The sequence below is a fragment of the Wolbachia endosymbiont (group A) of Pogonocherus hispidulus genome (genome assembly GCF_964028195.1).
Lineage (GTDB): Bacteria > Pseudomonadota > Alphaproteobacteria > Rickettsiales > Anaplasmataceae > Wolbachia.
Genome location: NZ_OZ034750.1, coordinates 1,148,533 through 1,174,268 on the forward strand (window position 1 = coordinate 1,148,533; position 25,736 = coordinate 1,174,268).

Annotated in this window: 27 protein-coding genes and 3 pseudogenes; 19 read left to right on the top strand and 11 right to left on the bottom strand. The window is 34.6% G+C overall.

Annotated elements, in window-relative coordinates; genetic code table 11:
- Positions 1-35: 35 nt before the first annotated feature.
- On the bottom strand, positions 36-860 hold the full coding sequence (gene hemF / locus ABWU58_RS05595) for an oxygen-dependent coproporphyrinogen oxidase (RefSeq protein WP_353282837.1): 825 nt from the start codon (positions 858-860) through the stop codon (positions 36-38).
- A gap of 160 nt (positions 861-1,020) precedes the next feature.
- On the opposite strand from hemF, the gene ABWU58_RS05600 reads away from it, so the two are divergent.
- The 7 genes from ABWU58_RS05600 (at position 1,021) to ABWU58_RS05630 (ending at position 7,459) form a co-directional block, all read left to right on the top strand.
- Entirely contained in the window at positions 1,021-3,501 is a 2,481-nt protein-coding gene (locus ABWU58_RS05600) for an ATP-binding protein (RefSeq protein ID WP_353282838.1), read from the top strand.
- A gap of 90 nt (positions 3,502-3,591) precedes the next feature.
- On the top strand, positions 3,592-4,434 hold the full coding sequence (locus ABWU58_RS05605) for a ParA family protein (protein WP_353282839.1): 843 nt from the start codon (positions 3,592-3,594) through the stop codon (positions 4,432-4,434).
- Positions 4,431-5,282 (top strand): ParB/RepB/Spo0J family partition protein, encoded by an 852-nt coding sequence (locus ABWU58_RS05610; RefSeq protein ID WP_353282840.1) that lies wholly within the window; start codon positions 4,431-4,433, stop codon positions 5,280-5,282. The genes ABWU58_RS05605 and ABWU58_RS05610 overlap by 4 nt, the downstream gene beginning before the upstream one ends.
- Before the next feature lie 792 nt (positions 5,283-6,074).
- Positions 6,075-6,476: a transposase gene (locus tag ABWU58_RS05615; RefSeq protein ID WP_353282841.1), complete on the top strand. Its 402-nt coding sequence runs from the start codon at positions 6,075-6,077 to the stop codon at positions 6,474-6,476.
- 107 nt (positions 6,477-6,583) lie between these two features.
- The gene (locus tag ABWU58_RS05620) at positions 6,584-6,961 is read left to right on the top strand and encodes a transposase (RefSeq protein WP_353282842.1); all 378 of its coding nucleotides are present in this window, start codon (positions 6,584-6,586) and stop codon (positions 6,959-6,961) included.
- A gap of 35 nt (positions 6,962-6,996) precedes the next feature.
- A complete protein-coding gene (locus ABWU58_RS05625) occupies positions 6,997-7,206 on the top strand; it encodes a reverse transcriptase domain-containing protein (RefSeq protein WP_353282843.1) in 210 nt (69 codons plus the stop codon).
- The gene (locus tag ABWU58_RS05630; protein ID WP_353282844.1) at positions 7,151-7,459 is read left to right on the top strand and encodes a reverse transcriptase domain-containing protein; all 309 of its coding nucleotides are present in this window, start codon (positions 7,151-7,153) and stop codon (positions 7,457-7,459) included. The genes ABWU58_RS05625 and ABWU58_RS05630 overlap by 56 nt, the downstream gene beginning before the upstream one ends.
- A gap of 73 nt (positions 7,460-7,532) precedes the next feature.
- Here the strand turns inward: ABWU58_RS05630 and ABWU58_RS05635 are convergent, their stop codons facing one another.
- From ABWU58_RS05635 to ABWU58_RS05650, 4 genes are all read right to left on the bottom strand, one after another.
- On the bottom strand, positions 7,533-7,724 hold the full coding sequence (locus ABWU58_RS05635) for a hypothetical protein (protein WP_353282845.1): 192 nt from the start codon (positions 7,722-7,724) through the stop codon (positions 7,533-7,535).
- Positions 7,714-8,394, bottom strand: coding sequence for a recombinase zinc beta ribbon domain-containing protein (locus ABWU58_RS05640; protein WP_353282846.1), 681 nt, complete (start codon positions 8,392-8,394; stop codon positions 7,714-7,716). The genes ABWU58_RS05635 and ABWU58_RS05640 overlap by 11 nt, the downstream gene beginning before the upstream one ends.
- A gap of 5 nt (positions 8,395-8,399) precedes the next feature.
- The gene (locus tag ABWU58_RS05645; RefSeq protein ID WP_353282847.1) at positions 8,400-8,744 is read right to left on the bottom strand and encodes a recombinase family protein; all 345 of its coding nucleotides are present in this window, start codon (positions 8,742-8,744) and stop codon (positions 8,400-8,402) included.
- Positions 8,745-8,857: 113 nt separating this feature from the next.
- The gene (locus ABWU58_RS05650) at positions 8,858-9,007 is read right to left on the bottom strand and encodes a recombinase family protein (RefSeq protein ID WP_353282848.1); all 150 of its coding nucleotides are present in this window, start codon (positions 9,005-9,007) and stop codon (positions 8,858-8,860) included.
- A gap of 341 nt (positions 9,008-9,348) precedes the next feature.
- Here ABWU58_RS05650 and ABWU58_RS05655 point away from each other — a divergent pair, with 341 nt between their 5' ends.
- Entirely contained in the window at positions 9,349-9,843 is a 495-nt protein-coding gene (locus ABWU58_RS05655) for a reverse transcriptase domain-containing protein (protein ID WP_353282849.1), read from the top strand.
- Positions 9,844-10,273: 430 nt separating this feature from the next.
- On the opposite strand, the gene ABWU58_RS05660 is transcribed toward ABWU58_RS05655, so the two are convergent.
- Positions 10,274-10,972 (bottom strand): IS4 family transposase, encoded by a 699-nt coding sequence (locus tag ABWU58_RS05660; RefSeq protein WP_353282850.1) that lies wholly within the window; start codon positions 10,970-10,972, stop codon positions 10,274-10,276.
- Positions 10,973-11,189: 217 nt separating this feature from the next.
- Positions 11,190-11,417, bottom strand: coding sequence for a hypothetical protein (locus ABWU58_RS05665; RefSeq protein WP_353282610.1), 228 nt, complete (start codon positions 11,415-11,417; stop codon positions 11,190-11,192).
- Between the two features lie 522 nt (positions 11,418-11,939).
- Here ABWU58_RS05665 and ABWU58_RS05670 point away from each other — a divergent pair.
- From ABWU58_RS05670 to ABWU58_RS05680, 3 genes and pseudogenes are all read left to right on the top strand, one after another.
- A complete protein-coding gene (locus ABWU58_RS05670; protein ID WP_353282851.1) occupies positions 11,940-12,965 on the top strand; it encodes an extracellular solute-binding protein in 1,026 nt (341 codons plus the stop codon).
- A gap of 203 nt (positions 12,966-13,168) precedes the next feature.
- Positions 13,169-14,065, top strand: coding sequence for an aspartate carbamoyltransferase catalytic subunit (locus tag ABWU58_RS05675; protein WP_353282852.1), 897 nt, complete (start codon positions 13,169-13,171; stop codon positions 14,063-14,065).
- Between the two features lie 331 nt (positions 14,066-14,396).
- Positions 14,397-14,549: pseudogene (locus ABWU58_RS05680) on the top strand (IS4 family transposase); the annotation flags it as partial.
- Positions 14,550-14,670: 121 nt separating this feature from the next.
- On the opposite strand, the gene rho reads toward ABWU58_RS05680, so the two are convergent.
- Positions 14,671-16,074: a transcription termination factor Rho gene (rho, locus tag ABWU58_RS05685; RefSeq protein ID WP_353282853.1), complete on the bottom strand. Its 1,404-nt coding sequence runs from the start codon at positions 16,072-16,074 to the stop codon at positions 14,671-14,673.
- A gap of 197 nt (positions 16,075-16,271) precedes the next feature.
- On the bottom strand, positions 16,272-16,880 hold the full coding sequence (locus ABWU58_RS05690; protein ID WP_353282854.1) for a cell cycle transcriptional regulator TrcR: 609 nt from the start codon (positions 16,878-16,880) through the stop codon (positions 16,272-16,274).
- A 334-nt stretch (positions 16,881-17,214) separates the two neighbouring features.
- On the opposite strand from ABWU58_RS05690, the pseudogene ABWU58_RS05695 reads away from it, so the two are divergent.
- The 5 genes and pseudogenes from ABWU58_RS05695 to trpS all read left to right on the top strand — a co-directional run.
- Positions 17,215-19,026 (top strand): annotated as a pseudogene (locus ABWU58_RS05695) (SurA N-terminal domain-containing protein); the annotation flags it as partial.
- Positions 19,027-19,427: 401 nt separating this feature from the next.
- On the top strand, positions 19,428-19,748 hold the full coding sequence (rpsP, locus tag ABWU58_RS05700) for a 30S ribosomal protein S16 (protein ID WP_006279266.1): 321 nt from the start codon (positions 19,428-19,430) through the stop codon (positions 19,746-19,748).
- A gap of 11 nt (positions 19,749-19,759) precedes the next feature.
- Entirely contained in the window at positions 19,760-20,746 is a 987-nt protein-coding gene (locus ABWU58_RS05705; RefSeq protein WP_353282856.1) for a polyprenyl synthetase family protein, read from the top strand.
- Between the two features lie 61 nt (positions 20,747-20,807).
- Positions 20,808-21,377 (top strand): nucleotide exchange factor GrpE, encoded by a 570-nt coding sequence (locus ABWU58_RS05710; RefSeq protein WP_353282857.1) that lies wholly within the window; start codon positions 20,808-20,810, stop codon positions 21,375-21,377.
- A 24-nt stretch (positions 21,378-21,401) separates the two neighbouring features.
- Positions 21,402-22,394, top strand: a complete 993-nt coding sequence (gene trpS, locus ABWU58_RS05715; RefSeq protein ID WP_353282858.1) for a tryptophan--tRNA ligase — start codon at positions 21,402-21,404, stop codon at positions 22,392-22,394.
- An 86-nt stretch (positions 22,395-22,480) separates the two neighbouring features.
- Here trpS and ABWU58_RS05720 read toward each other — a convergent pair.
- Positions 22,481-22,689 (bottom strand): annotated as a pseudogene (locus ABWU58_RS05720) (IS256 family transposase); the annotation flags it as partial.
- Positions 22,690-22,699: 10 nt separating this feature from the next.
- Positions 22,700-23,215, bottom strand: a complete 516-nt coding sequence (locus tag ABWU58_RS05725) for a gamma carbonic anhydrase family protein (RefSeq protein WP_353282859.1) — start codon at positions 23,213-23,215, stop codon at positions 22,700-22,702.
- Positions 23,216-23,359: 144 nt separating this feature from the next.
- Between ABWU58_RS05725 and secG the strand changes: the two genes are divergently transcribed.
- Genes secG through ABWU58_RS05740 form a run of 3 tightly spaced genes read left to right on the top strand, consistent with a single transcriptional unit; the run spans position 23,360 to position 25,733 of the window.
- A complete protein-coding gene (gene secG, locus ABWU58_RS05730; RefSeq protein ID WP_182319295.1) occupies positions 23,360-23,680 on the top strand; it encodes a preprotein translocase subunit SecG in 321 nt (106 codons plus the stop codon).
- Positions 23,680-25,284 (top strand): CTP synthase, encoded by a 1,605-nt coding sequence (locus tag ABWU58_RS05735; RefSeq protein WP_353282860.1) that lies wholly within the window; start codon positions 23,680-23,682, stop codon positions 25,282-25,284. Before secG ends, ABWU58_RS05735 begins: the two co-directional genes overlap by 1 nt.
- Positions 25,285-25,325: 41 nt before the next feature.
- Entirely contained in the window at positions 25,326-25,733 is a 408-nt protein-coding gene (locus tag ABWU58_RS05740) for a nucleoside deaminase (RefSeq protein WP_353282861.1), read from the top strand.
- Positions 25,734-25,736: the final 3 nt, after the last annotated feature.

Sequence of the window (25,736 nt, forward strand, 5' to 3'; positions counted from 1 at the left end):
GTTTTTGTGAAATCCCAATTTGTGATAAGAGTGATTTATAACCACTTAACAAGTGGTGGCATTGACATCATAATTGCATCTGGATTGCCGTCCGTCATTAAACCAAACCTTGTGCCACGATCGTATAACAGATTGAATTCTACATATCTGCCACGTTTTATTAATTGATTTTCTCGTTGTTCTTTTGTCCAAGATTTTTGTATATGTTTACGTATGATGTGCAAATAAATTTCCAAAAAAGCTTCACCTACTGCTTTTGTGAACTCAAAATCATTTTCCCAATTGCCAGAACTCAGATTATCATAGAAAATGCCACCAATGCCACGCGGCTCTTTTCTGTGTTGTAAGAAAAAATAGTTGTCACATTGCTCTTTAAATTTTGGATAATATCCGGTGTCAAATCTATCACATGTCATTTTGATTGATTCATGAATATGCTTGCAATCTTCTTCATTTTTATATATTGGCGTAAAATCCATTCCTCCACCAAACCATTGTTTTGAAGTATATATCAGCCTTGTATTCATATGTGCTGCAGGGATAAGGGGCGATTGCATATGAGACACTAAAGATATACCGCTTGCCCAAAACTCTCCGTTACTTTCACTTGCACCAGGAATTTCATTAATGGCTGAATCTGCAAATTTTCCGTGTACTTTTGAAACGTTTACTCCAACTTTTTCAAAAACATTACCAAAAATAATTGTAGATTCACCACCTCCACCACCTGGGCGATCCCACTTTCTTTTTTCGATCTTTGGCTCTGCGGATGATTGTTTTTCAATTAATAAGAAAGATTCTATGATCTTATCTCTTAGTGCACAGAACCACTTAAATGCTTGTGTTCTTTGTTTTTCCATAATATCCTCTCGCTAGCTTATTAACATTGTTATATCTGATATTTAAGGAACTTAATTAGATTTGGATGATAATTATCTATCAAAGACGTTAATAAATCTATAATAATTAAATCAATATAATAAAACATTTTCGTATGTACAACGATGCCAAGTAACAATAATGAGTAAAAGATACATAGATAACAAAAAAGAGAACAGGGTTGACTTCATACTAAGAAATTATGGAATGTCAATTGTTGTGATGGCAGTTATTATGCTCTTACCTCCAGTAGCAATATCGATACTCTACTTTTTTGATATATATAGTCAGCATATTAATATAGAGATTAATTTATTAGTTAGCATTCTAACAACTCTCTTTATGATATATAATGTAAAACGCTACAGACACCTACTTAATACTATAGAATTTCAAAATGCAATATTTGCAAATGCACTAAATCATAATACAGAATTTTGCCTTATTTTACATAAAGATGAGGGTGTTATTTATGCTGATGCAAGGTTCTACGAAAGGTTTAAAGATCATATAGATGATGACATTACGTTAGGCAAGATTCTTGAAATAGGAGATATTTCAGAAGAAGACAAAAAAGTACTCTATCATGCACTAAAAAATAACTCTTCTGTACAGGTATGCATTTCCTTAAACAAGAAGAATAGAGTATCTAACTTTCTTTTGCTCTTTGAGCCGATACCAGATAATCCCCAAATTGCTATAAATAGTAATAAGATTTTAAATTTATCATTAGTGCCAATAGCAAGGCCAGATGGGTATTTTGTGTTAAAAGCAACACAGATAAACAAGGAGCAGATATATGAAGAGTTAATAGAAAAACACAGCATAGGAACTTACATTGCAAATGCCAAAGGGGTGATTTTATCTGTAAATAAAAGATTTTTAGATATATTTGAACTGAAAAAACTGGAAAAAGGTAGCTCAATCAGTGATTTTATATCTCAATCTAAATATAACAATACAACAACCGATAATGAAATTTTGTTTTTTACTATAAGTGGTATTCCATTCAAGGCTTATATGAGCACTGCTATATTTTGTGATAAATACAACCATAGCTATATATATGGCTTTATAACACCAACCGAATCAAATATTGTTGATTATCAATTACACCCTTGTTTTGCAAATTCATCAATTGCTATTGCACAATGTGACATAAACGGCAACTTTGTAAAGAAAAATACGGCACTAATAAAGCTTGCAGGGTCAGATAATAATTCAATCTTTACATTGATATTGGATAGTTATCATGTGAAAATACGTGAATATTTTTCGAGTAATAGAATAAATAATGCGTCCTTTGATGTACAGCTCAACTGTGGTAATAACATAAAAATATATTTCAATAAGTTTCTTCATAATAAAATGATCTTCATACTTTGTTATTTTATTGATAATACTGAACACAAAAACCTAGAAATAAAGCTTGAGCATTATCAAAAGATGCAAGCTATAGGGCAGTTAGCAGGTGGTATTGCGCATGATTTCAACAATATATTGACTGGGATAATAGGATTTTGCGATTTGCTTTTACTCCAACATTCAGCTGGTGATCCATCTTTTGGAGATATAATACAGATACAGCAAAATGCAAAGCGTGGATCAAATTTAGTAAGACAATTGCTTGCTTTTTCAAGAAGACAGACCTTGCAGCCAAAAATTATTGATGTAAATAGTACTATAGCTAATCTTTATGAAATGATAAAAAGATTAATAGGTGAAAATATAAAATTTAATATTTATTATGGTAGAGACTTAGGTGCTGTTAGGGCTGATCAAGGGCAATTAGAGCAAGTTATACTTAACTTAGCAGTCAATGCTAGTGCTGCTATGGAAAAGGGCGGAGAATTAACTATACGAACCTTTAATCAAAAGATTGACTCATTAAATTCTACACCTCAGGATATGTTTTCTCCAGACAAGGAATCGATTGAACATGGAAATTATGTTGTGATTGAAGTAATTGATACAGGATGTGGAATGACGAGTGATACAACTGAAAAGATCTTTGATCCATTTTTTTCTACCAAAGATATTACCTCCGGTACAGGTCTTGGCCTCTCTACTGTATATGGCATTATTAAACAAACTGAAGGATACATCTATGTTGCTAGCAAAGTAGATCATGGAACTAAATTTAGCATATTTTTGCCCATGGTTTACATATCAGATGAAAATCTGAGAGAGGAAGATAGTGAAGAAATAGAAAGACCGGTAGTAAGTGAAATTAAAGGTAATGGTATAATTTTATTGATTGAAGATGAAGATTCAGTAAGGGAATTCATTGCTAAAGCACTCAAGAGAAAAGGATTTGATGTAATAGAAGCGAGCATAGGCAGCGAGGCGCTAGAAATAATCAGTAAAAAAAGTCAACACATAGATCTTATAATCACTGATGTAATCATGCCAGAGGTGAGCGGCCCAGAAATAGTTAAAGAAGCATTGATCCATAGGCCAAATATCAACGTTATTTTTATTTCTGGGTATGCAGAAGATGCTTTTTTAAAGAGTGATGACATCAATATAGAAGATTTTCACTTTTTGCCAAAACCATTCACTCTGAATGAATTAGGAAACAAGGTTCAAAGTGTGTTACACAAAGCAAAAAAGACAGTCTAATTTTAGTGTGACTAGCAACAAAAAAATTTTCTAATGCAAAAGTTTCTTGCATATATACAATAGAATTATTTTATACATAAGATAAAAGGCGTGAGCAAGATTATTGCAATAGTAAATCAAAAGGGTGGAGTTGGCAAAACCACAACTAGTATAAATTTATCGACAGCCTTTGCTGCTGTGGGAAAAAGCACTTTATTGGTAGATCTTGATCCTCAAGGAAATGCTAGTACAGGGCTCGGGATTTCTTATCGTAGTAGGGAAGAAAAAAACATATACAAAATACTACTAAGCAGCGAAAATAAATTGATAGAATCGGCAATTTTCAATATAAAGGAAATTCCAAATTTATCACTAATTTCATCAGTAGTTGATTTATCAGCTGCAGAAATTGAATTATCGCAACTTGAGCGAGGAAAATTTGTGCTAAAAAGCGCATTGGAGAAGATACGCGATAACTATGAGTATATAATCATCGATTGCCCTCCATCACTTGGGCTTCTAACCATAAATGCTTTGACTGCTGCTAATTCTATTATTGTTCCTCTTCAGTGTGAATTTTTTGCTCTGGAAGGATTAAGCCATTTAGTTAAAACTGTAGAACTGATAAAAAGGAATAACCTAAACCCTTTTTTGGCAATAGAAGGGATCGTGTTAACAATGTATGACAGGCGCAACAAACTCAGTGAACAGATTAAAAACGATATTTGCCAGTATTTAAATGATAAAGTATACAAAACTATCATCCCATTGTATGAGACTGTTATTCCACGTAACGTACGGTTATCAGAAGCGCCTTCTCATGGAAAACCCGCTATTGTGTATGATCTTAAGTGTCCTGGTGCACAAGCATATATAAGTTTGGCAAGGGAAATTTTAAAAAAGCACGCGAGCAGTTGTAAGGAGAAGAAGCTAGTGAGCGAGGGCGTGATATGAAGGATGATAGACGCCTCGGCAGAGGTCTTGCTGGTCTCATAGGCGATAATTATGATAATAAAGAAGATCGACAAGAGTATTTGCCTATTTCATTACTGCACCCGAGCAAATTTCAGCCTAGGAAACATTTTGATGAGGAGTCATTAAGAGAACTTGCAAATTCGATAAAGAAAAGTGGCATTATACAGCCTATCGTGGTACGCAAAGATTCAAATGATGATGGTTACGAAATAATAGCTGGGGAACGTCGTTGGCGAGCAAGCAAGATTGCAAATCTTGATAGTGCACCCGTTATCATAAAAGATTTAAATGACAAGGAATGCTTAGAAGTATCCATCGTTGAGAACATACAGAGGCAAGATATTAATCCAATAGAAGAAGGTGAAGCGTATAAGAGACTGATAGATGAGTTTTCCTATACACATGAAGAATTAGCTTCAACTATAGGCAAAAGCCGCAGTCACATAACCAATATGATTCGGATGTTGTCACTCCCTGATAGGGTGAAAACAATGATCAACGAAAAAAAACTATCTATGGGTCATGCAAGAGCGTTGATTAATGTTGAAAATGCGGAAAGTATTGCAGAAAGAATAGTTTTTCAGGCCTTAAGTGTTAGACAAACTGAAAAATTGATAAAAGACTTACATCAAAGTAACAACCAAAAAGAGCAGAGATATACTAAAAATCAAGATATGGCAGCACTAGAAGGTGCTATATCTTCTCAACTTGGTTTAAAGATCAAAATTAATGACAGTAATTCTAAGGGTAAAGTTATGATACGGTATAATAATCCAAATGAATTGAATTTAATATTAAAAATTTTAAATAGGAAACTTGAGTGCTAGTAGAGCAAAAAGATAATATAAAATACAACTGTTGGTGTCACCCAAGTAGCTATAGAAACGAAAAAACTTACTTGACAAACTCCGCCAGCCCCCTTATCATGAAACTGAAGCTATTTATTTATCTTCTCTGTACAGATTAAATGACAAAAAAACTCACGTATCTGGCGTCTCATGTTTAATTTTTTGCACTATGTGCACCTTATGTCTTTATAAAATTTCTACCTACATAAGCTGAAACGCGCTTATAAAGCGTTTAAAACATAAAAAAACGCCAACTTAAAAAATGGATAGTGAATAACTAGCTACCCTAGGGTTTCTTTTGCCTTTTTTTCTGTTTAGTAAATTTCTTAACGTTTATAATTTAGGTTAGTTGCATTTAAAAGTAGCTGAATCGCGGTTATTAAGTGTTTAGAATAAAAAAACGCCATACTTGAAAGTATAATGTAAGTAATTAGCCAACCACGGGGCTTCTTTTGCCTTTTTTTCACTTGGTAAATTTCTTAATATTTATGGCTAAACGACAACCGTCATCCCGCTACTTGTTAGCGGATGAGATACCGCGGCGGTATGACGGTTCGCGGTGGCATGACGATAACCTCATCATCCCGCTGCTTGTTAGCGGGATCTAGAGATACCGCGAATGAATCGCGGTATGACGGTTCGCGGTGGTATGACGTAGGACTGCTGTCATTCCAGTCTGGGATAGCTTTGTTGCATCGCTCAAGTGAAAAGAACTGGCAGTTACTGACAAAATTCATTATAAAATAGCCATTTAACCTTTGAAGAAAAAATATGCCACAAAAAATGAGAGTCCGTAGCCAAAACGAATATAACAAATTTCTCCAAGAAAGGGGAAATATTTTTCGTTACATCAATGAAGCTATCGAAAATTGGTATGAAAATAGTCCAAAAATGCAGGGTGGCAACAATATTTACAGCAATAAAGTGGTAATTTTGATACATATAATAACCCATCTATTCAGAGTAGGTTTAAGACAAACAGTCGGGTTTATAAAAAGATATTTGCAACAAATAGGAAGAGATTTGGCAGTTATCAGCTATTCACAAGCATCAAGAAGGTTTAAGAAACTTAATATTAAGATCAATGATTGCAGAATTGATAAAAATAATATGGAAGATATCGAAATTGCCATAGATAGCACAAGCATCAGCAATACCCCAGAAGGAAAATAGTGCAGACAGAACGGCTATGAGCAGACACGGAAACTGCATGTAATGTTGAGTATAAAAAGTCATAGCAGCAAAATACAGCAGCGGAGTTTATTCGGATCACTTGCGATTTGTTAGAAGAAGTTCATGCTGTAAAGGTATTATATGCGGATAGAGCATATGACAGGCATAAGCTTTACGAATTATGTAACAAGTTTGGTATAAAGACAAAAGTTCTTCCGAAAAACAACGCAACAGAGCACCAAAAATTGGATTACATGGATGATAGAAATGCTGCTGTTAGACTAATAAAGTCATATGATTGCATAAAAAAGTGGAAAGAAGAAGTAGATTATGGAAAGAGAGCTCGCATTGAAGGATTTTTCTCAAGATTAAAGCAAATATTCGGATTTAGTTTTAGGAATAAATCTGAGATAAATCGAGAAAAAGAACTAAATGCTATTTGCTCAATAAATTCACTGATATTGGTATGGCTAAATTTGAGATAGTTACATGAATTTACCATAAATCACCATCTCATAAAGTGCGATGCAACAAGGCCGTATGGATTCCAAAACCTGGTAAGCCATTGGAACGTCGTCCCCTTGGTATTCCCACTATATCGTGTCGAGCAAAACAAACACTTGTTAAAATGGCGCTAGAACCCGAATGGGAGGCAAAATTTGAGCCGAACATTTATGGTTTTAGACCTGGTAGATCTTGTCATGAAGGCCATATTTTATGCACTTTATAAGAAATCCGCATTTATTCTAGATGCAGATATTTCTGGATGTTTTGATAATATAAAACATCACGCACTGTTGGAAAAACTTAATACCACTCCAACCCTTAAGAGAACTATAAAAAAGTGGTTAAGAGCAGGTGTGATGGAAAATGGAACTTTCCAACCAACCAAAAGTGGTACAATTCAAGGAGGAACTATTACTCCGCCAACAACGTTGCAAATTTTTCTTTTCTTCTCCATTATGTCTAGAAGAGTTTGGTAGTTCTTTTACGCGAAACACCACGTTTACATCCTCAAGATTAATTTCAATTCTCTTGACTAACGTTCTGATAGTATCACAGCCAGTCTGCGTTATCAAGGTTCAATGCAATATTAGAAGAAAAGTCTTCTAAATTGGTTACAACTAGAGTTAATTCCTGTTTTAATTTCTTTTGATCGAATATTCTTTTTTTCCCTTCTTCAATTGTTTTTAAGCTTTGTTTCATTGCTTTAATTCGTGGTTCAAATTCTTCTTGATTATTGAGCATCACTATCAATAAGTCTAGCAATACCTCGTTTTAATTTATTTTCTTGTTTCTCTAGTAAATCGCTTTTTTTATCCCACGATGATTTTTTAAACTCTGAAAGTCTATGTTTGTATTCTTCTAAAACCCTATTTGGATTTTTTAATAAATGCTTAACCTCTTCCCACACAGCTGTTTCTAATGCATCTGTACGAATGTGTTTATTATCACAAATTTTATTACCACCAAAACGGTAAGAATCTCTACCAATACAACGATAATAAGCATAATGATCAACTTTTTCTCCTCGCTTATTTCTTACAGGACTTCCGTAATATGCATAACGACAACGCTTACATACGATTAAACCTTGTAGTAAATGTTTTGCTCCTCTTTCTCTTGTCCTTGCTATTTTTCTATTCTCAGCTAATTGTTCTTGAACTATATCAAATATATCTTCGTCCACTATATTTGGCACTTTAACATAAATCCAATTTGCTTTTTCAACAGAATAGGTAGAGTAATTATCTTTCGGTTGTTCACAAGAATGTTTCTGTGGTCTGATATGTTGTAACTTTACACCTACTTTTGTTTTACCAAAAGCCGCTTGTCCTTTGTAAGCAGGATTTTTTAACATACCCCAAATCACACTTCTATCCCAGCACTTTTTTCCTGTTCGTGTTATAATAGACATAGTATTTAGCCGACTTCCCCAATACTTGTCCTTTCTCTTCCTACCCACAAAAATACTTTCCGAACAACATTAGCTTCTTCTTCGTTTATTTCAAATAAAGCTTGTCCTCCTCCCATATATTTATCTATATAACGATAACCATAAGGAGCTCCTCCCATTACGCTTACACAACCTTTATTAGCCGCATAAATCTTTCCGCGACGGCTTCGTTCCATAATTTTCGCTCGTTCATATTCTGCTATCATACCTTGCATTTGCAACAGCAATTGAGATTCTGGTTTATCGTTAACCTCATAATTTAAGAAAACCATTTCTGCTCCTGCTTTCTCAAATTCTTCAAGTAATACCATTTGATATGCATATTTCCTAGATAAGCGATCAGGTGAATGAATCTATCAATTTTACCTTCTGTTACTTTATCACGTAACTTTTCTAGATCAGGACGGACTAAATTAGATCCACTTTAGCCATTATCAATAAATTTATACTCTCTTAATAATTTGTACCCATCCGTACTAATTTGCTTCTCTAAAGCTGCAACTTGACTTGCTATTGTATTTTCTTGTGCTTGTTTCCCCGAAGAAACTCTTGCATATAAACTCACTGTTACCATTTGATCCTCCTTGAATCCCATTTTTATGTTTTAAATTTTTTTGGCTTACTTGCTTTGACACGGCTTTTTCATAAGTATCTAACAAATACTTTTCTGCCAACCGGTTAGTTTCATAGCTACAGCTAATCCGTATAGCTAATCTCTTATTTCCCATGAACTTTCCTTGAAATAATATGTTCATATCATTCATTGAAACTGATGGTTAATTGATTGTTGGCACTATAAATAAATGGCACTCTTGTCTTTGGACACAGAAGTTTTCGAGAAATGCTTTTCTCTAATTTTATGTTTTTTGCAACGTTGTTGGCGGAGTAGTAAGCCCAATCATTTCTAACATATTTATGCATCATGCATTTGATATGTGGATGAGGCAAAACTACCCCACAATACCATCTGAAAGGTACGTAGATGATGCAATAGTGCACTGCAAAACCAAGAGACAGGCAGACTATATGAGGGAGGCAATCGAAAGAAGATTGGCACAATGCAAACTAAAGTTAAATCCTGAAAAGACAAGAATAGTGTATTGTAAGGATGACAGTAGGAGAGGTGAGTTTCCAACACAGAGCTTTGACTTTCTGGGTTACACGTTCAGACCTAGACTGGCAAAGAACAATAAAATAGGAAACTATTTTGTCTCATTTCTACCTGCAATTAGCAACAAAGCCAAGAAGAAGATTAGTCAAATCATAAGGTCATGGAGAATACACAGGCAAACATCAACAACTTTGGAGGAAATATCGAAGAAGGTAAACCCAATAGTCAGAGGCTGGCTATGGCAGATTTTACAGGATAGAGATATACAAACCTCTGAAGAACATAGAGCGGCAACTTGAAAAGTGGGCAAGAAGAAAGTACAAGAAACTTCAAACTCATGGAAGACTAGCAAGGCAACTTCTAGGAAAAATGAGAAAAGAAGGACCAGACACTTTCTACCACTGGACATTAGGTTTGGGACAAAAGGCTGAATAATGGGAGCTGTGTGAGTCGCGAGGTTCATGCACAGTTCTGCGACTTACTATTACCCACAAATATAAATGTTTGTTGCATAGCTCTTAATGGCATAACTTTTGCTTGAAATAACTGTTTATATGGTGCAATTTACAGCTTTTAGTTGCTAAAATTATAACTCTTAGTTTAATAATTTTAATCCAATAAGCTTTCAGGTTAATAAAATTAAATTATTTGAGTAAATATAATACTATGTTTTTATTTGTGGGTAATAGTAAGGTTCTGCGAGAGACTGGTGCATAAGTGTTGAAAGTATCAAAAATGGCGTGATATAAGATGATCGACAACATGTAAATTACCTCCTGATAGTAAAACAATTGAGCGTATAAAAGAATCATTAAGATCTAGTGTAAATTGCAATAATGCCATTTTAAATCCATGTAAATTGTTTTTAATTTTATAAACGAGAAACAGCAGGGCTGTAATAATAATCATATAAATATATACTTTCATTCCGTTCATGCTATGGCTCAAAAAGTGTTTATATCCAAGGTTTTGCTTTATAAATTTGAAGAATACTTCTATGTCCCACCTTCGCCTATACGCCTGTGCAACATCATAAGCAGGCATTGTAAACAAGTTAGTTAAAAACCTTATTTCATTTCCTGCCTTGTTTTTGATTTTTATCAAACGTAAGTTATGCTTTTCTGCAATTTTGCCCTGTGCGCGATAAAGATTAACTATTATATCTTCTAAAATTTCTGATCCATCTTGCTGTTGTCCTTGAATAACTTTACTCCTACTTACAACATCATGCTTTCTGCTTGTTTCAACTCTTGTTATAAATTTGTATTCCTTCTCATCAAACTCAGCAAAAGTTCCAACCTTTCTGATTCCCCTATCAAATAGCAAAATATCCTCTTTTTTAACTTTTGCTTCGTTGATTGCCCTTACCAGTGCTATGTCTTCACTACCTTCTTCTTGCCCTTTACAAAACCTTATACTTGTTGGCAATTGTCCTTTTAATCCCAGACTTACTTTGACTTATTACTTTGGTTACCTAACTTTAGTCCATCTTTTATAAGATACCCTGATAAATTTATGATTGTTGAATCAAATCTATGTAAATCATGTGACGTTTTTTTGGGCAACAATTTTTCAACTTTGTTTATCAGATCAATATATACTCCCTTAAAATAATCAGAACTTTTAACCTTTTCGACAAGCCACTTTATGTGACTGTACTTTTGTCATCATTTTTATCTATCACACACCTGTTTATTACCATTGCTAATGCTCTTAAGCTTGTTTTCTGACCCATTAATATTAACTTCATTAAGCCTTTAAATATGATTTTGCCCACTAACTTAGTATTGCATTTATCTATCTCACTTAATTTTCCTAGCCTTTCCAAATCCTTGTCTTTAATTAAGCTTAATATGCCTTCTATTTGATCCATTATTGCCTCCATTTTTCTGCAATAATAGCTCTTTATATCCTTTTTGTATTACTTTCAACACTTATGGAGACTAGTGGGGAAGTTCCGCCGGTCTACTCTCCCTAGTCCTTTACTATCTCTGTCGAGTATTGGCATTTTTTGATATCTTGTAACGCTTTATAAGCGCGTTCAGCTTATTTAGATAGAAATCTAGATGTAGATGAAGTTTTGTAAAGACATACGGTATCTATATACTGCAAAAAATTGAACATAAGACGCCGATACATTAAGTAATCCTTACCTTTTAATCTGCAGATTGGCGAAAGCAAATACAATAGCTTCACTGTTATGATAAAGGGGCTGGCGGAGTTTGTCAAGTAAGTTTTATGGCCTAGCGTCACGCGCTGGAATGACAATTTCGATTATTTCATACATTGACTTCGGTAAATCCAAATTATATTAGCTACATCTAACGAATTTTACACTTGCTAAGATTGCGCTATTTGAGTATCTTTAACTGAAAGAAGTTATTTTTTATCCAATATGAAAAAAGCCTTTATATTCACATCCTTAATAGCAGTTGTATTAATAGTCATTACTTATTTATACAGAAACGACGGAACTAATGACTCACAAATGGTAAATGTTTATTCATCGCGCAAAGAAGAATTAGTACGTACTTTATTTGATGAATTCACGAAAAATACAGGCATTAAAGTACGTTACATCATTGATGATTATTCTCAGCTACTTTCACGAATAGAAAACGGGGGTGAAGCTGACTTATTTTTAACTGCAGATGCAGTGAACTTAATTCTAGCAAAAAAAAGAGGGCTTTTATCTCAAGTGGATTCAGAGGTTTTAAAAAGTGTTATACCTGCAAAATTTAGAGACAGTGAAGATTATTGGTTTGGTCTTACAAAAAGAGCTAGGATATTGGTTTACAATAAAGAGTCAGTAGATCCTAAGGACTTAAGTACTTATGAAGATTTAGCAAATGAAAAATGGAAAGGAAAAATATTAGTGCGTTCTTCTACAAGTCCATATAACCGGTCATTGATTGCTTTTATGATTGCAAATAATGGTTTTGAAAAGACGAAAGAATGGGTAAGCAGAATTGTGAGCAATATGGCAAGAAAACCAAGTGGTGGTGATACTGACCAAATTTACGCCGTAGCAGCTGGTGAGGGAGATGTTGCAATAGTAAACAGCTACTACTTTGCGAGAATTCTTTCATCAGAAAATAAAAAGAATGTTGCAGACAAGCTAGGGGCTTTTTTTCCTAATCGCAACAATCATGGTGTAATGGTAAACATCAGTGGTGCAGCAGTAACAAAAAACGCAAAAAACAGGGAAAATGCTATAGTCTTATTGGAATTTTTAGTAAGCAAGCAGGCTCAAGAGTTATACGCTAAAAAAAACCAAGAATACCCTATTATTGAAGGCGTTGAAATTTCCGATATACTAAAGTCTTGGGGGAATTATTTACAAAGTGATTTGCCTCTAAGTGAACTTGAAAAGCACCTCTTCGAGGCTGTTATGATAGCGGATGAGTGTAAGTGGAAGTAATCCCCAGTGCCACTAAACACTGGGATGAAAGATTTATGCTAATATACCTTACTCTTGACTCGCTGAACTTTTTCTTCCTTCTAACTTAATTTTGACTTTACTATCTTTTTCTGTTCTTTCACCAAAACAATTGCTGCATAAGAGGTCTATTGAAAAAAGGTAATAAGGAAGTAGAATAGGTTCAAGTAGTTGAAAAGGAAACTATGAACAAGAGAAGGAATTTGTTAAACATCTCAGACCTTACAGTCGATGATGTAGAAAATATAACTAAGTTGGCCAACCAGTACCTTAAAAAAGAAGCTGCAAATAGTCATATCTTGGAAAATAAGACAGTAATAAATTTATTCTTTGAAGATTCAACGCGTACACTTGCGTCTTTTGAAATAGCAGCAAAAAGCCTTGGAGCGAATGTTGTAACTTTGCCAATAAGATCTTCTTCTATTAACAAGGGAGAAGATCTAAAAGATATGATCAAAACATTAAATGCAATGAATCCTGACTATATAATAATCAGGCAAAAAAATAGCGGTATTGTTAATATGCTGGCTAAGAATGTTAGCTGCTCGCTAATCAACGCAGGCGATGGAAGCAGTGAACATCCAACTCAAGCTCTTGCAGACTATCTTGTAATCAGCAATTATAAAAAGCAAACAAAGAATCTCAAAGTTGTGATATGTGGAGATATTCTGCACAGCAGAGTTGCAAGGTCAAATATAAGGTTGCTAAAAATGTTTGGAGCAGAGATAAGCTTGGTCGCACCACCAACTTTGATTTGTAAGCATTTTCCTGAAGTAGATTCAGTCCATTATTCATTAATTGAAGGTATAAAGGATGCTGACGTAATTATACTTTTGAGGCTACAGAAAGAACGCATGAATAATAGTTGTTTTGTTCCTTCAGAGAAAGAATATTTTCATTTGTATGGACTTGATTCACAAAAGCTATCATACGTAAAACCAGATGCGATTGTTATGCACCCAGGGCCAATAAATAGAGGGATTGAGATTAGCAGTGATGTAGCAGATTGTGTTATTTTACAGCAAGTAGAATTTGGATTGGCAATACGTAAGGCAGTGCTGCACTATTATAGGCCTTGTTAATATTAAAGATGCTACACAACTAATGCGAAAGAAGGGTTTTTTCATGAAATGACGAGGCTTGTAAATGGTTTGAGAATGGCCATTAAGATGTTAAGGCCGAGGATATGGTGTGGAAGTTTTTACGAAAGCCTGAAGTCAATCAACGACCTTGCAGAACGGCAAATTAGACGGCTATCGTAAAAACAGCTTTTTTACCTGGTTGGAACGTGGGAAAAGGTTCGTGGAAGAATGTTGTCGATATTTTTGACATCGCGTCTCAATGGCCAAAATCCCTTCCAAAAGTTACGACTGCTTAGTTCTTTATTCATTTTCACAATCCGTGAACGGTTACTTGTTTTTAGCGTTAAGCAGCAAAATTAATAATTTGAGAATTTTCCTGAAAAAACTTACCACAAACTGGTCACAATTTTCTGTGAAAGACAGATATAGAAAGACTAGAGTATCCACCTTAAGTTCATTGAATTTTCTTACCTTTGCTTCTTAACTTGACGCGTATAGTTTATTTAACGCTCCCTAAGTTCGCCATTGCCTGAACGGATACAATTATTTTAGCTATAAGAGCGTTTTACTTTTTGCTCAGCATATCCATCATAACTGGCTTACTTTTAGTGATTCATGGAGTTAAAAAAGTCAGCATTGCTCTTTGTTAAAAGTAGTTTGTCACGTAAAAATTCCATTGCTTCAACAGGTCCCATAGGATTGAGTATTCTACGCAACACCCATATTTTATTTAGTATAGCCTTATCAACTAATAGCTCTTCCTTCCTTGTTCCGGATTTTGTAATATCAATAGCTGGAAATATACGTTTATCAGAAAGTTTTCTATCAAGTATAATCTCAGCATTTCCTGTACCTTTAAACTCTTCAAAAATAACTTCATCCATTTTTGAGCCAGTCTCTATAAGAGCTGTGGCGATTATAGTTAAAGAACCCCCATTCTCAATATTACGAGCTGCTCCAAAAAAGCGTTTTGGTCTCTGCAGTGCATTTGAATCTACACCACCAGTTAGAACTTTCCCAGACGAAGGAATAACAGCATTATAAGCACGTGCAAGTCTAGTAATATTGTCAAGTAGAATTACCACATCTTTTTTATGCTCAACCATTCTTTTAGCTTTTTCTATTACTATTTCAGCAAGCTGTACGTGACGGTAAGCAGGCTCATCAAACGTAGAACTTACTACCTCACCTTTTACAGAACGTATCATATCTGTTACTTCTTCAGGTCTTTCATCTATAAGTAACACTATTAATTCTATTTCAGGGTGATTTATAGCTATAGAGTTAGCCATTTGCTGAAGCAATACAGTTTTTCCTGTGCGAGGTGGAGCAACTACTAACGCTCTTTGCCCTTTTCCAAGAGGAGCTACTATATCTATAGCACGCATGCTTAAGCCTTTTTTATCATCACCATTATTACACTCAAGTACTATGCTTTCCTCAGGATAAAGAGGAAGCAAATTATCAAAGTGGACGTACTTTCTTAATTCACTGACTTCAGTAGAGTTTATACTTTGAACCTTAGTTAAAGTAAAATATCTTTCTTTATCACCAGGTGGCCTTATTTCTCCACATGCCATATCTCCTGTACGTAAATTAAACTTCTTTATTTGCCCGTTAGAAATATAAACATCATCGGTACTTGGAGCATAATTTGCACTTGCTGAACGTAAGAAACCGAAACCATCAGGCAATATTTCCACTATTCCACTCCCTGTGGTTATGCCTCCTTCTTCGCTCATTTTCTTCATTAAGCTGAATATTATTTCCTGCTTTAGCATTCTACCATTGCTTTTACCGTTAGTTGAAATTTTTCTTTCTTCAGCTAACTCTAACAATTCTTCTGCTGTTTTCTCTTTTAGTTCGCTCAGATCTAATGTTTTTCTGTTTTTCTCAGTACCTTCATTGACCATCTGTTTTACTGTATCGTTATTGTGAATTTGCTCACTTTTTTCAGGTTGAGCTGTAACCTTTCCTTTTGCCAAAACATCTTCATTGATTGTTGTCATAATCCTCCAAAAATTTTAATTGATGCTTACTAACCTAAAATGTGACTATAAGATAATAAATTAGGCTGAGCTAGTTTTAGTGCGTATTAAGCTTAATTATCATTAAACCCCATACTTTACTTACATTATACTAATAAACATTAGCATGTCAAGTTAATTTAATTTAATGTTAACAAAGCACAAAAATTTGAGGATTTTCAATAGCTATTCTTTATATTTTTTAACCTTTCTTGCTTCTCTTTTTCTACTTTTGCTTTTTCCACTTCTGCTTCTAAATTTTCTTGACTACATAAGCCAAGCAGTACAGGATCTTGGGGTTTTATATTTTGCATGTTATGATGAGATCCATCTCTTACCTGCTCAACTGTGTAATTTGTTGTACTAATTAATTTAGCTATAACGTTATTGTCCAAGATAGGAAATTTTTTTACTAAATAATAAATCGCATCAGGTTTATCTCTACGCCTTGCCGCAGAGGCAAAGCCAAGAATGCTACTAATTGCTTTACTCCTTTTTTTTATATTTTTTATAATCAAATTTGGTACACGGTTTGGATTTTTTTTGCAATCATCGATTTCTTTTTCAGTAATTACCCCAGAAATAATAGGGTTATATTTTTCAACTTCTATTTCCTCATCAGCTATGTCTTGTACTTCTTCAAGGGCCAACCTACAGCATTGTGCTATTTGATTAAAAGTTAAACCAGTGTTGTCTACTAACCAAGCAGCTATTTGCATTAGAAACTGTTTATTTCTATCGTTATTGCCCTTAGAAGATTCCATTGACATCAAAAAAGCATCTCCCATTTAAAGTATCCCTTACTGTTATACAGAGCTAAAATATAAGCTATTAAAACTAAAAAAGCATTAATTTTGTCATTCAATGACTTTTTGTTTGTCACTTCCCACCTCTTAAGTTAATTAAATGCGCTTACCTTTAAGCATATTTCAAACGATTCAAAAAAATATTTTCCCTTCTTAAGGTATAGTATAACTCAGTCAAACATATGTTTCTATTTAAGAAAAGAGTTAAATTTTAAGTTAATATATTGTAATATCATATATATTAGCTAATAAAGCAACAGGTTTACAAGAATTAAATTATCACTATTCTATAATTAACCATTAATTAACTGAGTTTAAAATGAATGTTAAAAATTTTTTCACTAAAGTAACCGTTGTCCTTTTAGCTTGCTTATTAGTCTTCATGGGAATTGGCAACCTTTTATCAGGTGATGATGAAAAAGAAGAGGTAGCTAGGGTTGGAAAAGAAGTTATAACGTCAGATGAGTATAAATCACTATATCAAAATTATGAAAAGCAAATTTCTGGATCTGATGCGAGTAGAGAACAAGTAAAAAAGCTGAAATATGATTTGCTTAACGCACTTATAGAGCAAAAACTATTGTTTAACCTAATTAGTGAGCTGGGGTTGACAGTTGGAGAAGAGTCTATAAAAAACCATATTAAAAATACCAAATACTTTCAAAATGATAAAGGCGAATTTGACAAAAATAAATTCCATGAAACGCTAAATGACCTGCATATGACAGAGAAAGAGTATATAGCAAAGCTAGAAAAAGTTCTGCCTGCAATGATGTTCATGACTTCGTTATTTAAAGATAATTATCCGGTAACTTTTGGCGAGAGAGTTGATGAGCAGATATACAAAAGTCGCTACCAAACTAGAGTAGTTGATATTGTTAAAATAACTGAAGATGCAGTTACAAACATTCCTGAACCAGATGATCAAGCCTTACTTGATTTGTACGAAAGAAATAAATCCCATTTTTATTATCCTGAGTATCGAACTGCGCAATATATTTCCCTAGGCCAAAAGTATTTTGAAGATCAAATCAAGATCTCAGATGAAGAAGTTGATGGTATAATAGAACAACAGGAACTAAAAGATCAAAGAGATATATTCAATGTAATATTTTCTACCAAAGAAGAAGCTGAAACAGCAAGAAGAGCATTTGAGGAGGGTAAAACAAGCTTTGAACAGATAGTAGGAGAGTTTGGCAAAGCAAAACTTGAGGAAACTAGAGTAAATAATATAACCAAGGATTTTTTACCAGAAGACGTGAGGGAAAAGGTATTTGCTCTCAAAGTAGGTGAAGTAAGTGAAGTTTTAGCAAGCAGTTTTGGTTGGCATATAATAAAAGTGGAAAGTGCGCATCAAATCTCTGATGAAGACTTAGTTGATTTAAAAAAAGACATAAAGTCAGTTCTAACTAACCAAAAGTCTTTTGAAAGAGTCAATGATTTCATAAACCAAGTGAACTATAAGATATACAATGGTTCAGCAATTGAAGAAATATTGAGTGAATATAATTTACCTATACAAACTATTGGTCCAGTAGATGCGAGTGGAAAAGATCAAAGCGGTAATAACGTAGGAGATTCTAGTGATTTGATTTCTTTCATTTTTTCGCGAGAAAAGGATCAGAAAGGTTATTTCAAGGGCGTTGGGGACGCTGTTGTTAGTGTAAAAATCATTGATATCGTTCCACCCAAATTGCAAAGTTTTGAAGAAGGCAGGGCATTAGCGGTAGAGCTTTGGTGTAGTGAGTTTATAAAAGAAAGAATGTTTAAAATTGGGCAAGAGGTTGCAGTTCAACTAAGAGAAAAAACAGATTTGGAAGAAATTCAAGGTGTGGAATTAGTTAAAGGTCAGCAGATGCACCGCAATGAAGTGGATCAACAAAACTACCCCTTTTCTTTTGTAGAAGAGATTTTCAATATGAAAACAACTGGTTCAGTGACAGACCCTATTCAATACAATAATGAAATTATAATAGGTGTTCTAAAAGAAATGCATTCATCAAATGGTAAATTAAACACGCTTGACACCGGAAAACGTGTGATGATATCGCTAAAAGAGCAATTAATTAGCTATCTGGAATCAAAGTATAAAGTCGAAGTTAATCACGCTATACTTGATGATATATAATCAAAAATCTTATAAGTTGCTTCAAACGCATCCAGTGCCCAGACACACAACTGTACGAACATTGCGATTTGAGAGCAATCTTCACTAGAAAGGATGTCATCCCAGTGCCCAGACACTGGGATCCAGGAATTTTATTAAGTTGGTAAGCATAAAAGTAGCCGTTTTATGTTAAAATACAACGTTTTAATGATTAAAAAAAGGCTGGATTCCAGTGTCAAGCACTGGAATGACACCATTTGCTGTGCAATTTACCTTCAAAAATGAATGTTCGTATAGCTGTGCGCCCGGCACTGCCCTACATTATTGGTAATTATATTATAAGGTGCAAAAGTTGTATAATTCATTTGACTTAAAACGGCTCATTGTATAAAATTGTGACTAATATATGAATAAAGGTTAACATGGCAGTTAAAATAAGGTTGGCAAGGTTTGGCGCAAAGAAACGCCCTTTTTATAGGATAGTTGTAGCTGATTCACGAGCACCAAGAGATGGGCGTTTTATTGAGAAAATAGGACAATATGATCCAATGTTACCAAAAGACAATAAAAATCGTGTTGTGGTGAAGGCTGATAGATTAAAACATTGGCTAAGCGTAGGCGCGCAAGCAACTGAAAGAGTACTATGGTTCATTAAAAAAGGCATAGTAACTTTAGAAACAGAACCAAAGAAAACAGAAAAGAAGAAAGTAGAGAACGAGAAAGCACAGGGACAAGAAGCATAAGTCTCTTTAAAATGCTAAATACTGATTTAACAAATAATGGTAAATTAGACGATGTCGTATCTTCTGATTTATCAGCTATGAAGGACTTTATCTTCAAAAATGTCAATGATGAAGGTGCTAAGCTTGCTACTGATATTATATCTCATCTTGTTAGTTCAGGTGGAAAAAAAATAAGGCCTAAACTAGTTTTTATTATATGTAAAATGCTAAACTATTCTGGGGAGGATAGGATCAACGTTGCTGCATCGGTAGAGTTTATACACAATGCTACTTTACTTCATGATGATGTGCTCGATGAAAGTGAGGCACGCCATGGAGTTAAAACAGCGAATAAGATTTGGGGAAATAAATCAAGCATTTTAGTTGGTGATCTATTGTTGACTCTAGCATTTAGATGGCTTATAGAGTGTGGAAATTTAAATATTCTCTCTATTTTATCTAAAGCATCGCATTTACTTGTGAAGGGTGAAATAAAGCAGATGACAACACGTTTTGACCCCCACACAGTCAGGGAAAATTATTTTGATATCATTGGAGAAAAGACAGCATCTTTATTTTCTGCATGCTGTGAAGCTGCATCTACAGTATCTGGTGCAACAAATGACGAAACAGAGAGGCTAAAGAATTTTGGTTTTAATTTTGGTATGGCGTTTCAAATAGTTGATGATATGCTCGATTATACTGCTAATCAAGGCACTTCTGGAAAGCAAGTCGGAAAAGACTTTTTCGAAGGTAAAGTCACCTTACCTGCTATTATAGCATACGAAAAGGGCAGTCCAGCAGAGCAAAAATTCTGGGAAAAATGCTTTTCTTCAGCTAGACACAATTTTGACCAAGCATTACACTATATTAATCACCATAATGCCATTCAGCTTTCTATGGAAAAAGCTAGACACTACATTAATATGGCACAAAATGATATTAGTACTTTTTCTGATTCTTTTTATAAAACTACTTTAATTGACTTTTTAAATGCGAGCATAGAAAGACAAATGTAGCTGGCGCTTGATATTTTCAGATTAATTGTTATATATTTATTAGATTCTTAAGGGTAATGATATGTCAGATAGCAGTAAGGAGAAAAAGAAGAAGTTTGCTGATATGGTAAGTAGGCAGAAAGGTGACGACCAACAAAGTGATAACCATAAGCAAACTGATGATTTAAATGAAGATCTCAATACATTAAAAGAACGTGCAGCTCAGCTTGAAGATCATTTACGCCGTGCTGTTGCAGATAATGAAAACGTCAAACGTATAATGCAAAAGCAAATTAGCGATGCAAGTGACTACGCAGTCACAAAATTTGCACGTGATATGATCGACTCGTGCGACAATTTAAAAAAAGTAATGGAAATTTTGAAAGACGGTGATCCTGTTCATGAAGGAATCAAAGTAGCTTATCAAAAAATTATAAATGATCTAAAAAAACATGAAATAGAAGAAGTAGACCCACTTGGTGAGCTTTTTGATAGCAATTTACACCAAGCTGTTGTGGAAAGAGAGGACGATGAAAAAGAGCCTGGCACTATTATAGAAGTATTACAAACTGGTTATACTATCAAAAATAGGTTGCTCCGTCCTGCAATGGTTATTCTTTCTAAGAAATCTGCTGATTGTGGAAACGATTAGCAGAACACATGAGGTAAATGTATAATGACAAGTATTGTCTTTTCAGGTATCCAGCCAAGTGGCGTACTACATTTAGGTAATTATCTTGGTGCAATCAAACAGTGGATAGACTTACAGGATAAATACAAATCTCTTTTTTGTATTGTTGACCTACATGCAATCACAGCAAATAAGCTTCCCGCAAATGAATTAAAAAATAATATTTTCAAAACAGCAGCAGCTTATATTGCATGTGGAATAGATCCAGAGAAGTCCATTATTTTTAATCAGTCCACGGTTAGTGGTCATGCCGAACTGGGCTGGCTGCTTGGGTGCTATACACCAATTGGTTGGCTTAATCGCATGACTCAATTTAAAGATAAAGCTGGCGGCAATAAACAAAAAGCCTCTCTTGGATTATATAGTTATCCAGTACTTATGGCTGCAGATATATTGTTGTATCAAACTAAATACGTTCCTGTTGGTGATGATCAAAAACAGCATTTGGAGCTTGCACGTGATATTGCATCAGCTTTTAACAATCATTATAAGCTGGATCATTTCATCGTACCTGAAATCCTAACTTTGGATTGCACATCAAGGATAATGAGCTTAAGAGATGGTACAAGCAAGATGAGTAAATCTGACCCTTCAGAACATTCGTGCATTAACCTTGATGATACGGATGACTTAATTGTCAAAAAAATAGAAAAAGCAAAAACAGATTCAATTCTAGGCTTTGCTACTTTAGAGTGCCGACCAGAAATAAGCAATTTGATAAACATTTATTCAGTGCTTGGTAATGTAAATGTGGAAAAAGTATGTGAAGAAGTGAACAAACATGACATGAAGCACTTCAAAAAAGAGTTAGCTGATTTAATTATCAGTGTTATATCACCCATACGTGAGGGGATGAATGATCTTTTAAAAGACCAATTCCATTTACATGAAATATTAAAAAAAGGTACAAAGAAAGCAGCAGAAATTGCAACCCATAATATAAAAGAAATCAAGGATATTATTGGATTTGCTCAATAGACCTCTTGCATAACCTAAGGAATCAATTCAAAATTGTAAAAACAGGCAATAAGGAAATGTTCAAAAAAGTGTGTCAAACCGCATTTTTAACTCAACTCAATTTTCAATCTACCAGGAAAGAAAATATCAAGTTGAGATATAGTTAAAGCCCAATTAGGATAGTCCAATTTTGCTCTGCCTTTTTTATAGCACAATATACCTGTTTATACAAGCTAGTAAATGAGCCCTTAGTTTTAGTGAATTTTCTAATCTGTCTATGCAGTCCCTCAATAGGATTGGTAGTATAAATTAGCCTCACGCGAACTTTAATTTTTATATTCTTTCATTAGCATAATATAGTTTTGTGCCGATTGTGCAATATGTTTAATTTCTTCATTTGACATTTTTTTGAAGAATTTTGCTGGCCTACCAGCCCATATTTCACCACTTTTTATCACTTTTCCGTGTGTTACCAGTGAGCCAGCAGCTACCATAGCTTCAGACTCCACAACTGCATGGTCCATCACGGTAGAGCCCATACCAATAAACGCTTTATCATGCACCGTGCATGCGTGCAACATACAAAAATGTCCCACTGTTACCATACTGCCAATAATTGTGTCACCACCTGGGTTTCTATCCACATGAATTACCGTTCCATCTTGAATATTTGTTCCATCACCTATTTTTATTGATCCAACGTCCCCTCTGACCACACAATTAAACCAGATGCTTGCATCTCTTCCTATTTCAACCTTGCCTATGATATGCGAACCACCTGCGATGAAAGCACTTTCGTCTATTTTTGGTTCATAATCTTTGTATTTTAAAATGTGATACATATTAAGCCCAAAGTCTTATGCATATGTTAATCAAAATAAGATAAGCAGTAAATACATACTTAGATTTCAAGCTACTTGGGTGACAGATGTTCTTGACTTACGTGCTTTGTACTGCTAAGATTTTTATTTTCAGCCCTATCTATAATGTCAGTAGCGGTATTAAGTATATTTCAAATAATATTGGTTGTTGTGTTAGTAATTTTAGTGCTCTTGCAGCCACCTGGGAGTAGTTCGTTAAGTGGTTTTAGTAATGCACAACAGGGGGTCAATTCGATGATTCCGGTGAAATCTTCTGAAAACCCGCTCAGCAGAATAACGGCTATTGTTGCTGGATTGTTTATTATAAACACATTGCTATTGTCAGGATTATGTTCAAAAGACGTACATAAAAAATCGATTGCAGAGAAAATTATATTAGAAAAAAAGCAAGAAAGTGAACCTACTTCTGTTCCATTTGAAAATTAATGAAGGAAGCTAAATTTATCTTTGTCACAGGTGGAGTTGTGTCATCGCTTGGTAAAGGCTTAGTTGCTTCAAGCGTTGGTGCGCTTCTTCAAGCTTACGGTTTTAAGATCCGTATCAGAAAACTTGACCCGTATCTCAACATTGATCCTGGGACAATGAACCCAACTCAGCACGGAGAGGTATTTGTTACCGAGGATGGTGCTGAAACTGATTTGGATCTTGGGCATTATGAGCGTTTTACTGGAATTAAAGCAACAAAAGATGACAATATAACAACTGGTAAGATATATCATGAGTTGTTGAAGAAAGAGAGGCGTGGTGATTATCTGGGCAAAACTGTGCAAGTCATTCCTCATGTGACAGATTTAATCAAATCGTTCATTTTTAATGGTACGGAAGGTTTAGATTTTGTAATATGTGAAATAGGCGGAACTGTAGGTGACATTGAAAGCCAACCATTTTTGGAGGCTATACGCCAAGTTAACTACACATTAGGAAAACAAAGAGTTATCCTTATTCACTTAACTTTAATACCATATCTTACCGCAGCGCAAGAATTAAAGACAAAACCAACACAGCATTCAGTTCGAGAGTTAAATTCCGCGGGGTTACAACCAGATATTATATTATGCCGCAGTGAGAAAGAAATTTTCGATAATCAAAGAGAGAAAATAGCTAAGCTTTGCAATGTTTCTTTATCCAATGTGATACCTGCTCCTGATGTGAGTCATATATATGAGTTACCGGTGTTGTATAGCCAATGTGGGCTTGATACGCAAATTTTGGAGCACTTTCATTTAAGTAAGCCAAAACCAAGCTTGATTGAATGGGATCAAATAGTGCATTCCATAAGGCACCCAACACAGGAAGTTACTGTGTCTATAGTGGGAAAATACACCGAATGCCCTGATGCGTATAAATCACTGGTTGAAGCATTAAATCATGGTGCGATTAGTAATAAAGTCAAAGTAAGGATAAATTGGGTTAACTCAAGAGAGAAGGAAGAAAAACCTATAAATGAGAAGCTTATAGAAGAAAAATTACAGAATTCTCATGCAATCCTTGTTCCAGGGGGGTTTGGTGATGACGGAGTAGAGGGTAAAATATTAGCAATAAATTATGCCCGTACAAATAATATCCCATTTTTCGGAATTTGCCTTGGTATGCAGCTTGCAATTATTGAGTTTGCTCGTAACGTTATTAAGCTTGAAGATGCACACTCTGAAGAATTTCATAACTGTAAACATCCAATCGTTAAGTTAGCTGGCGATCAAGATGACGATCTTGGTGGAACCATGAGACTTGGGGCATACAAATGTAATATAAATGCAAACTCTAAAATGATGGATGCATATAGTAACACTACTATTTCAGAAAGACACAGGCATAGATACATAATCAATTCAGATTATAAAGATGATTTAGAAAAAAATGGGCTGCTATGCAGTGGCATATCAGAAGATGGAACATGTATAGAGGCAGTGGAGTTAGAGAGTCATCCGTGGTTTATTGGTGTGCAGTTTCATCCAGAGTTTCAATCAAAGCCGTTTTCTCCTCATCCTCTTTTTGTATCATTTGTTGAAGCAGCAGTTAATAAAATTTAAAAGAAGAAGATTAGCAAAGGAAAGTGTTCAAGTATCAATATATGGAGCTTGCCATAGAGCAAGCCAAACTTGCTCAGAAAGATGATGAGGTTCCCATAGGTGCTGTAATAGTTAGTAGAAGCAATGTTGTTTCTTCTGCACACAATATATCCAGCGATCCAACTGCACATGCAGAGATGTTAGCGATCAGACAAGCATTTTCAACTTCCACGCTTTGTGATGCTGAGATGTACGTAACATTAGAACCATGTCCGATGTGCGCCCAGGCTATTTCCTTTGCCAGAATTAAACGATTGTACTTTGGGGCTTATAATCCAAAAGGTGGAGGAATTGAAAATGGTGCTAAGATATTTCAATTTTGCAGCCATATACCTGAAGTTTATGGTGGGATGTTGGAAACAGAATGCTCTTTTTTGTTAAAGGATTTTTTTGAGAAACTGAGAACCTAATTT

Coding starts and splice junctions, on each gene's coding strand:
- secG (WP_182319295.1), top strand. CDS start 23,360: ATGTCAGTAGCGGTATTAAGTATATTTCAAATAATATTGGTTGTTGTG.
- rpsP (WP_006279266.1), top strand. CDS start 19,428: ATGGCAGTTAAAATAAGGTTGGCAAGGTTTGGCGCAAAGAAACGCCCT.
- ABWU58_RS05735 (WP_353282860.1), top strand. CDS start 23,680: ATGAAGGAAGCTAAATTTATCTTTGTCACAGGTGGAGTTGTGTCATCG.
- ABWU58_RS05600 (WP_353282838.1), top strand. CDS start 1,021: ATGAGTAAAAGATACATAGATAACAAAAAAGAGAACAGGGTTGACTTC.
- ABWU58_RS05675 (WP_353282852.1), top strand. CDS start 13,169: ATGAACAAGAGAAGGAATTTGTTAAACATCTCAGACCTTACAGTCGAT.
- ABWU58_RS05690 (WP_353282854.1), bottom strand. CDS start 16,880: ATGGGAGATGCTTTTTTGATGTCAATGGAATCTTCTAAGGGCAATAAC.
- ABWU58_RS05725 (WP_353282859.1), bottom strand. CDS start 23,215: ATGTATCACATTTTAAAATACAAAGATTATGAACCAAAAATAGACGAA.
- ABWU58_RS05740 (WP_353282861.1), top strand. CDS start 25,326: ATGGAGCTTGCCATAGAGCAAGCCAAACTTGCTCAGAAAGATGATGAG.
- ABWU58_RS05635 (WP_353282845.1), bottom strand. CDS start 7,724: ATGCTCAATAATCAAGAAGAATTTGAACCACGAATTAAAGCAATGAAA.
- ABWU58_RS05610 (WP_353282840.1), top strand. CDS start 4,431: ATGAAGGATGATAGACGCCTCGGCAGAGGTCTTGCTGGTCTCATAGGC.
- ABWU58_RS05645 (WP_353282847.1), bottom strand. CDS start 8,744: ATGGTATTACTTGAAGAATTTGAGAAAGCAGGAGCAGAAATGGTTTTC.
- ABWU58_RS05710 (WP_353282857.1), top strand. CDS start 20,808: ATGTCAGATAGCAGTAAGGAGAAAAAGAAGAAGTTTGCTGATATGGTA.
- ABWU58_RS05655 (WP_353282849.1), top strand. CDS start 9,349: ATGCATCATGCATTTGATATGTGGATGAGGCAAAACTACCCCACAATA.
- rho (WP_353282853.1), bottom strand. CDS start 16,074: ATGACAACAATCAATGAAGATGTTTTGGCAAAAGGAAAGGTTACAGCT.
- ABWU58_RS05665 (WP_353282610.1), bottom strand. CDS start 11,417: ATGGATCAAATAGAAGGCATATTAAGCTTAATTAAAGACAAGGATTTG.
- ABWU58_RS05640 (WP_353282846.1), bottom strand. CDS start 8,394: ATGTCTATTATAACACGAACAGGAAAAAAGTGCTGGGATAGAAGTGTG.
- ABWU58_RS05615 (WP_353282841.1), top strand. CDS start 6,075: ATGCCACAAAAAATGAGAGTCCGTAGCCAAAACGAATATAACAAATTT.
- trpS (WP_353282858.1), top strand. CDS start 21,402: ATGACAAGTATTGTCTTTTCAGGTATCCAGCCAAGTGGCGTACTACAT.
- ABWU58_RS05705 (WP_353282856.1), top strand. CDS start 19,760: ATGCTAAATACTGATTTAACAAATAATGGTAAATTAGACGATGTCGTA.
- ABWU58_RS05670 (WP_353282851.1), top strand. CDS start 11,940: ATGAAAAAAGCCTTTATATTCACATCCTTAATAGCAGTTGTATTAATA.
- hemF (WP_353282837.1), bottom strand. CDS start 860: ATGGAAAAACAAAGAACACAAGCATTTAAGTGGTTCTGTGCACTAAGA.
- ABWU58_RS05650 (WP_353282848.1), bottom strand. CDS start 9,007: ATGGTAACAGTGAGTTTATATGCAAGAGTTTCTTCGGGGAAACAAGCA.
- ABWU58_RS05630 (WP_353282844.1), top strand. CDS start 7,151: ATGGTTTTAGACCTGGTAGATCTTGTCATGAAGGCCATATTTTATGCA.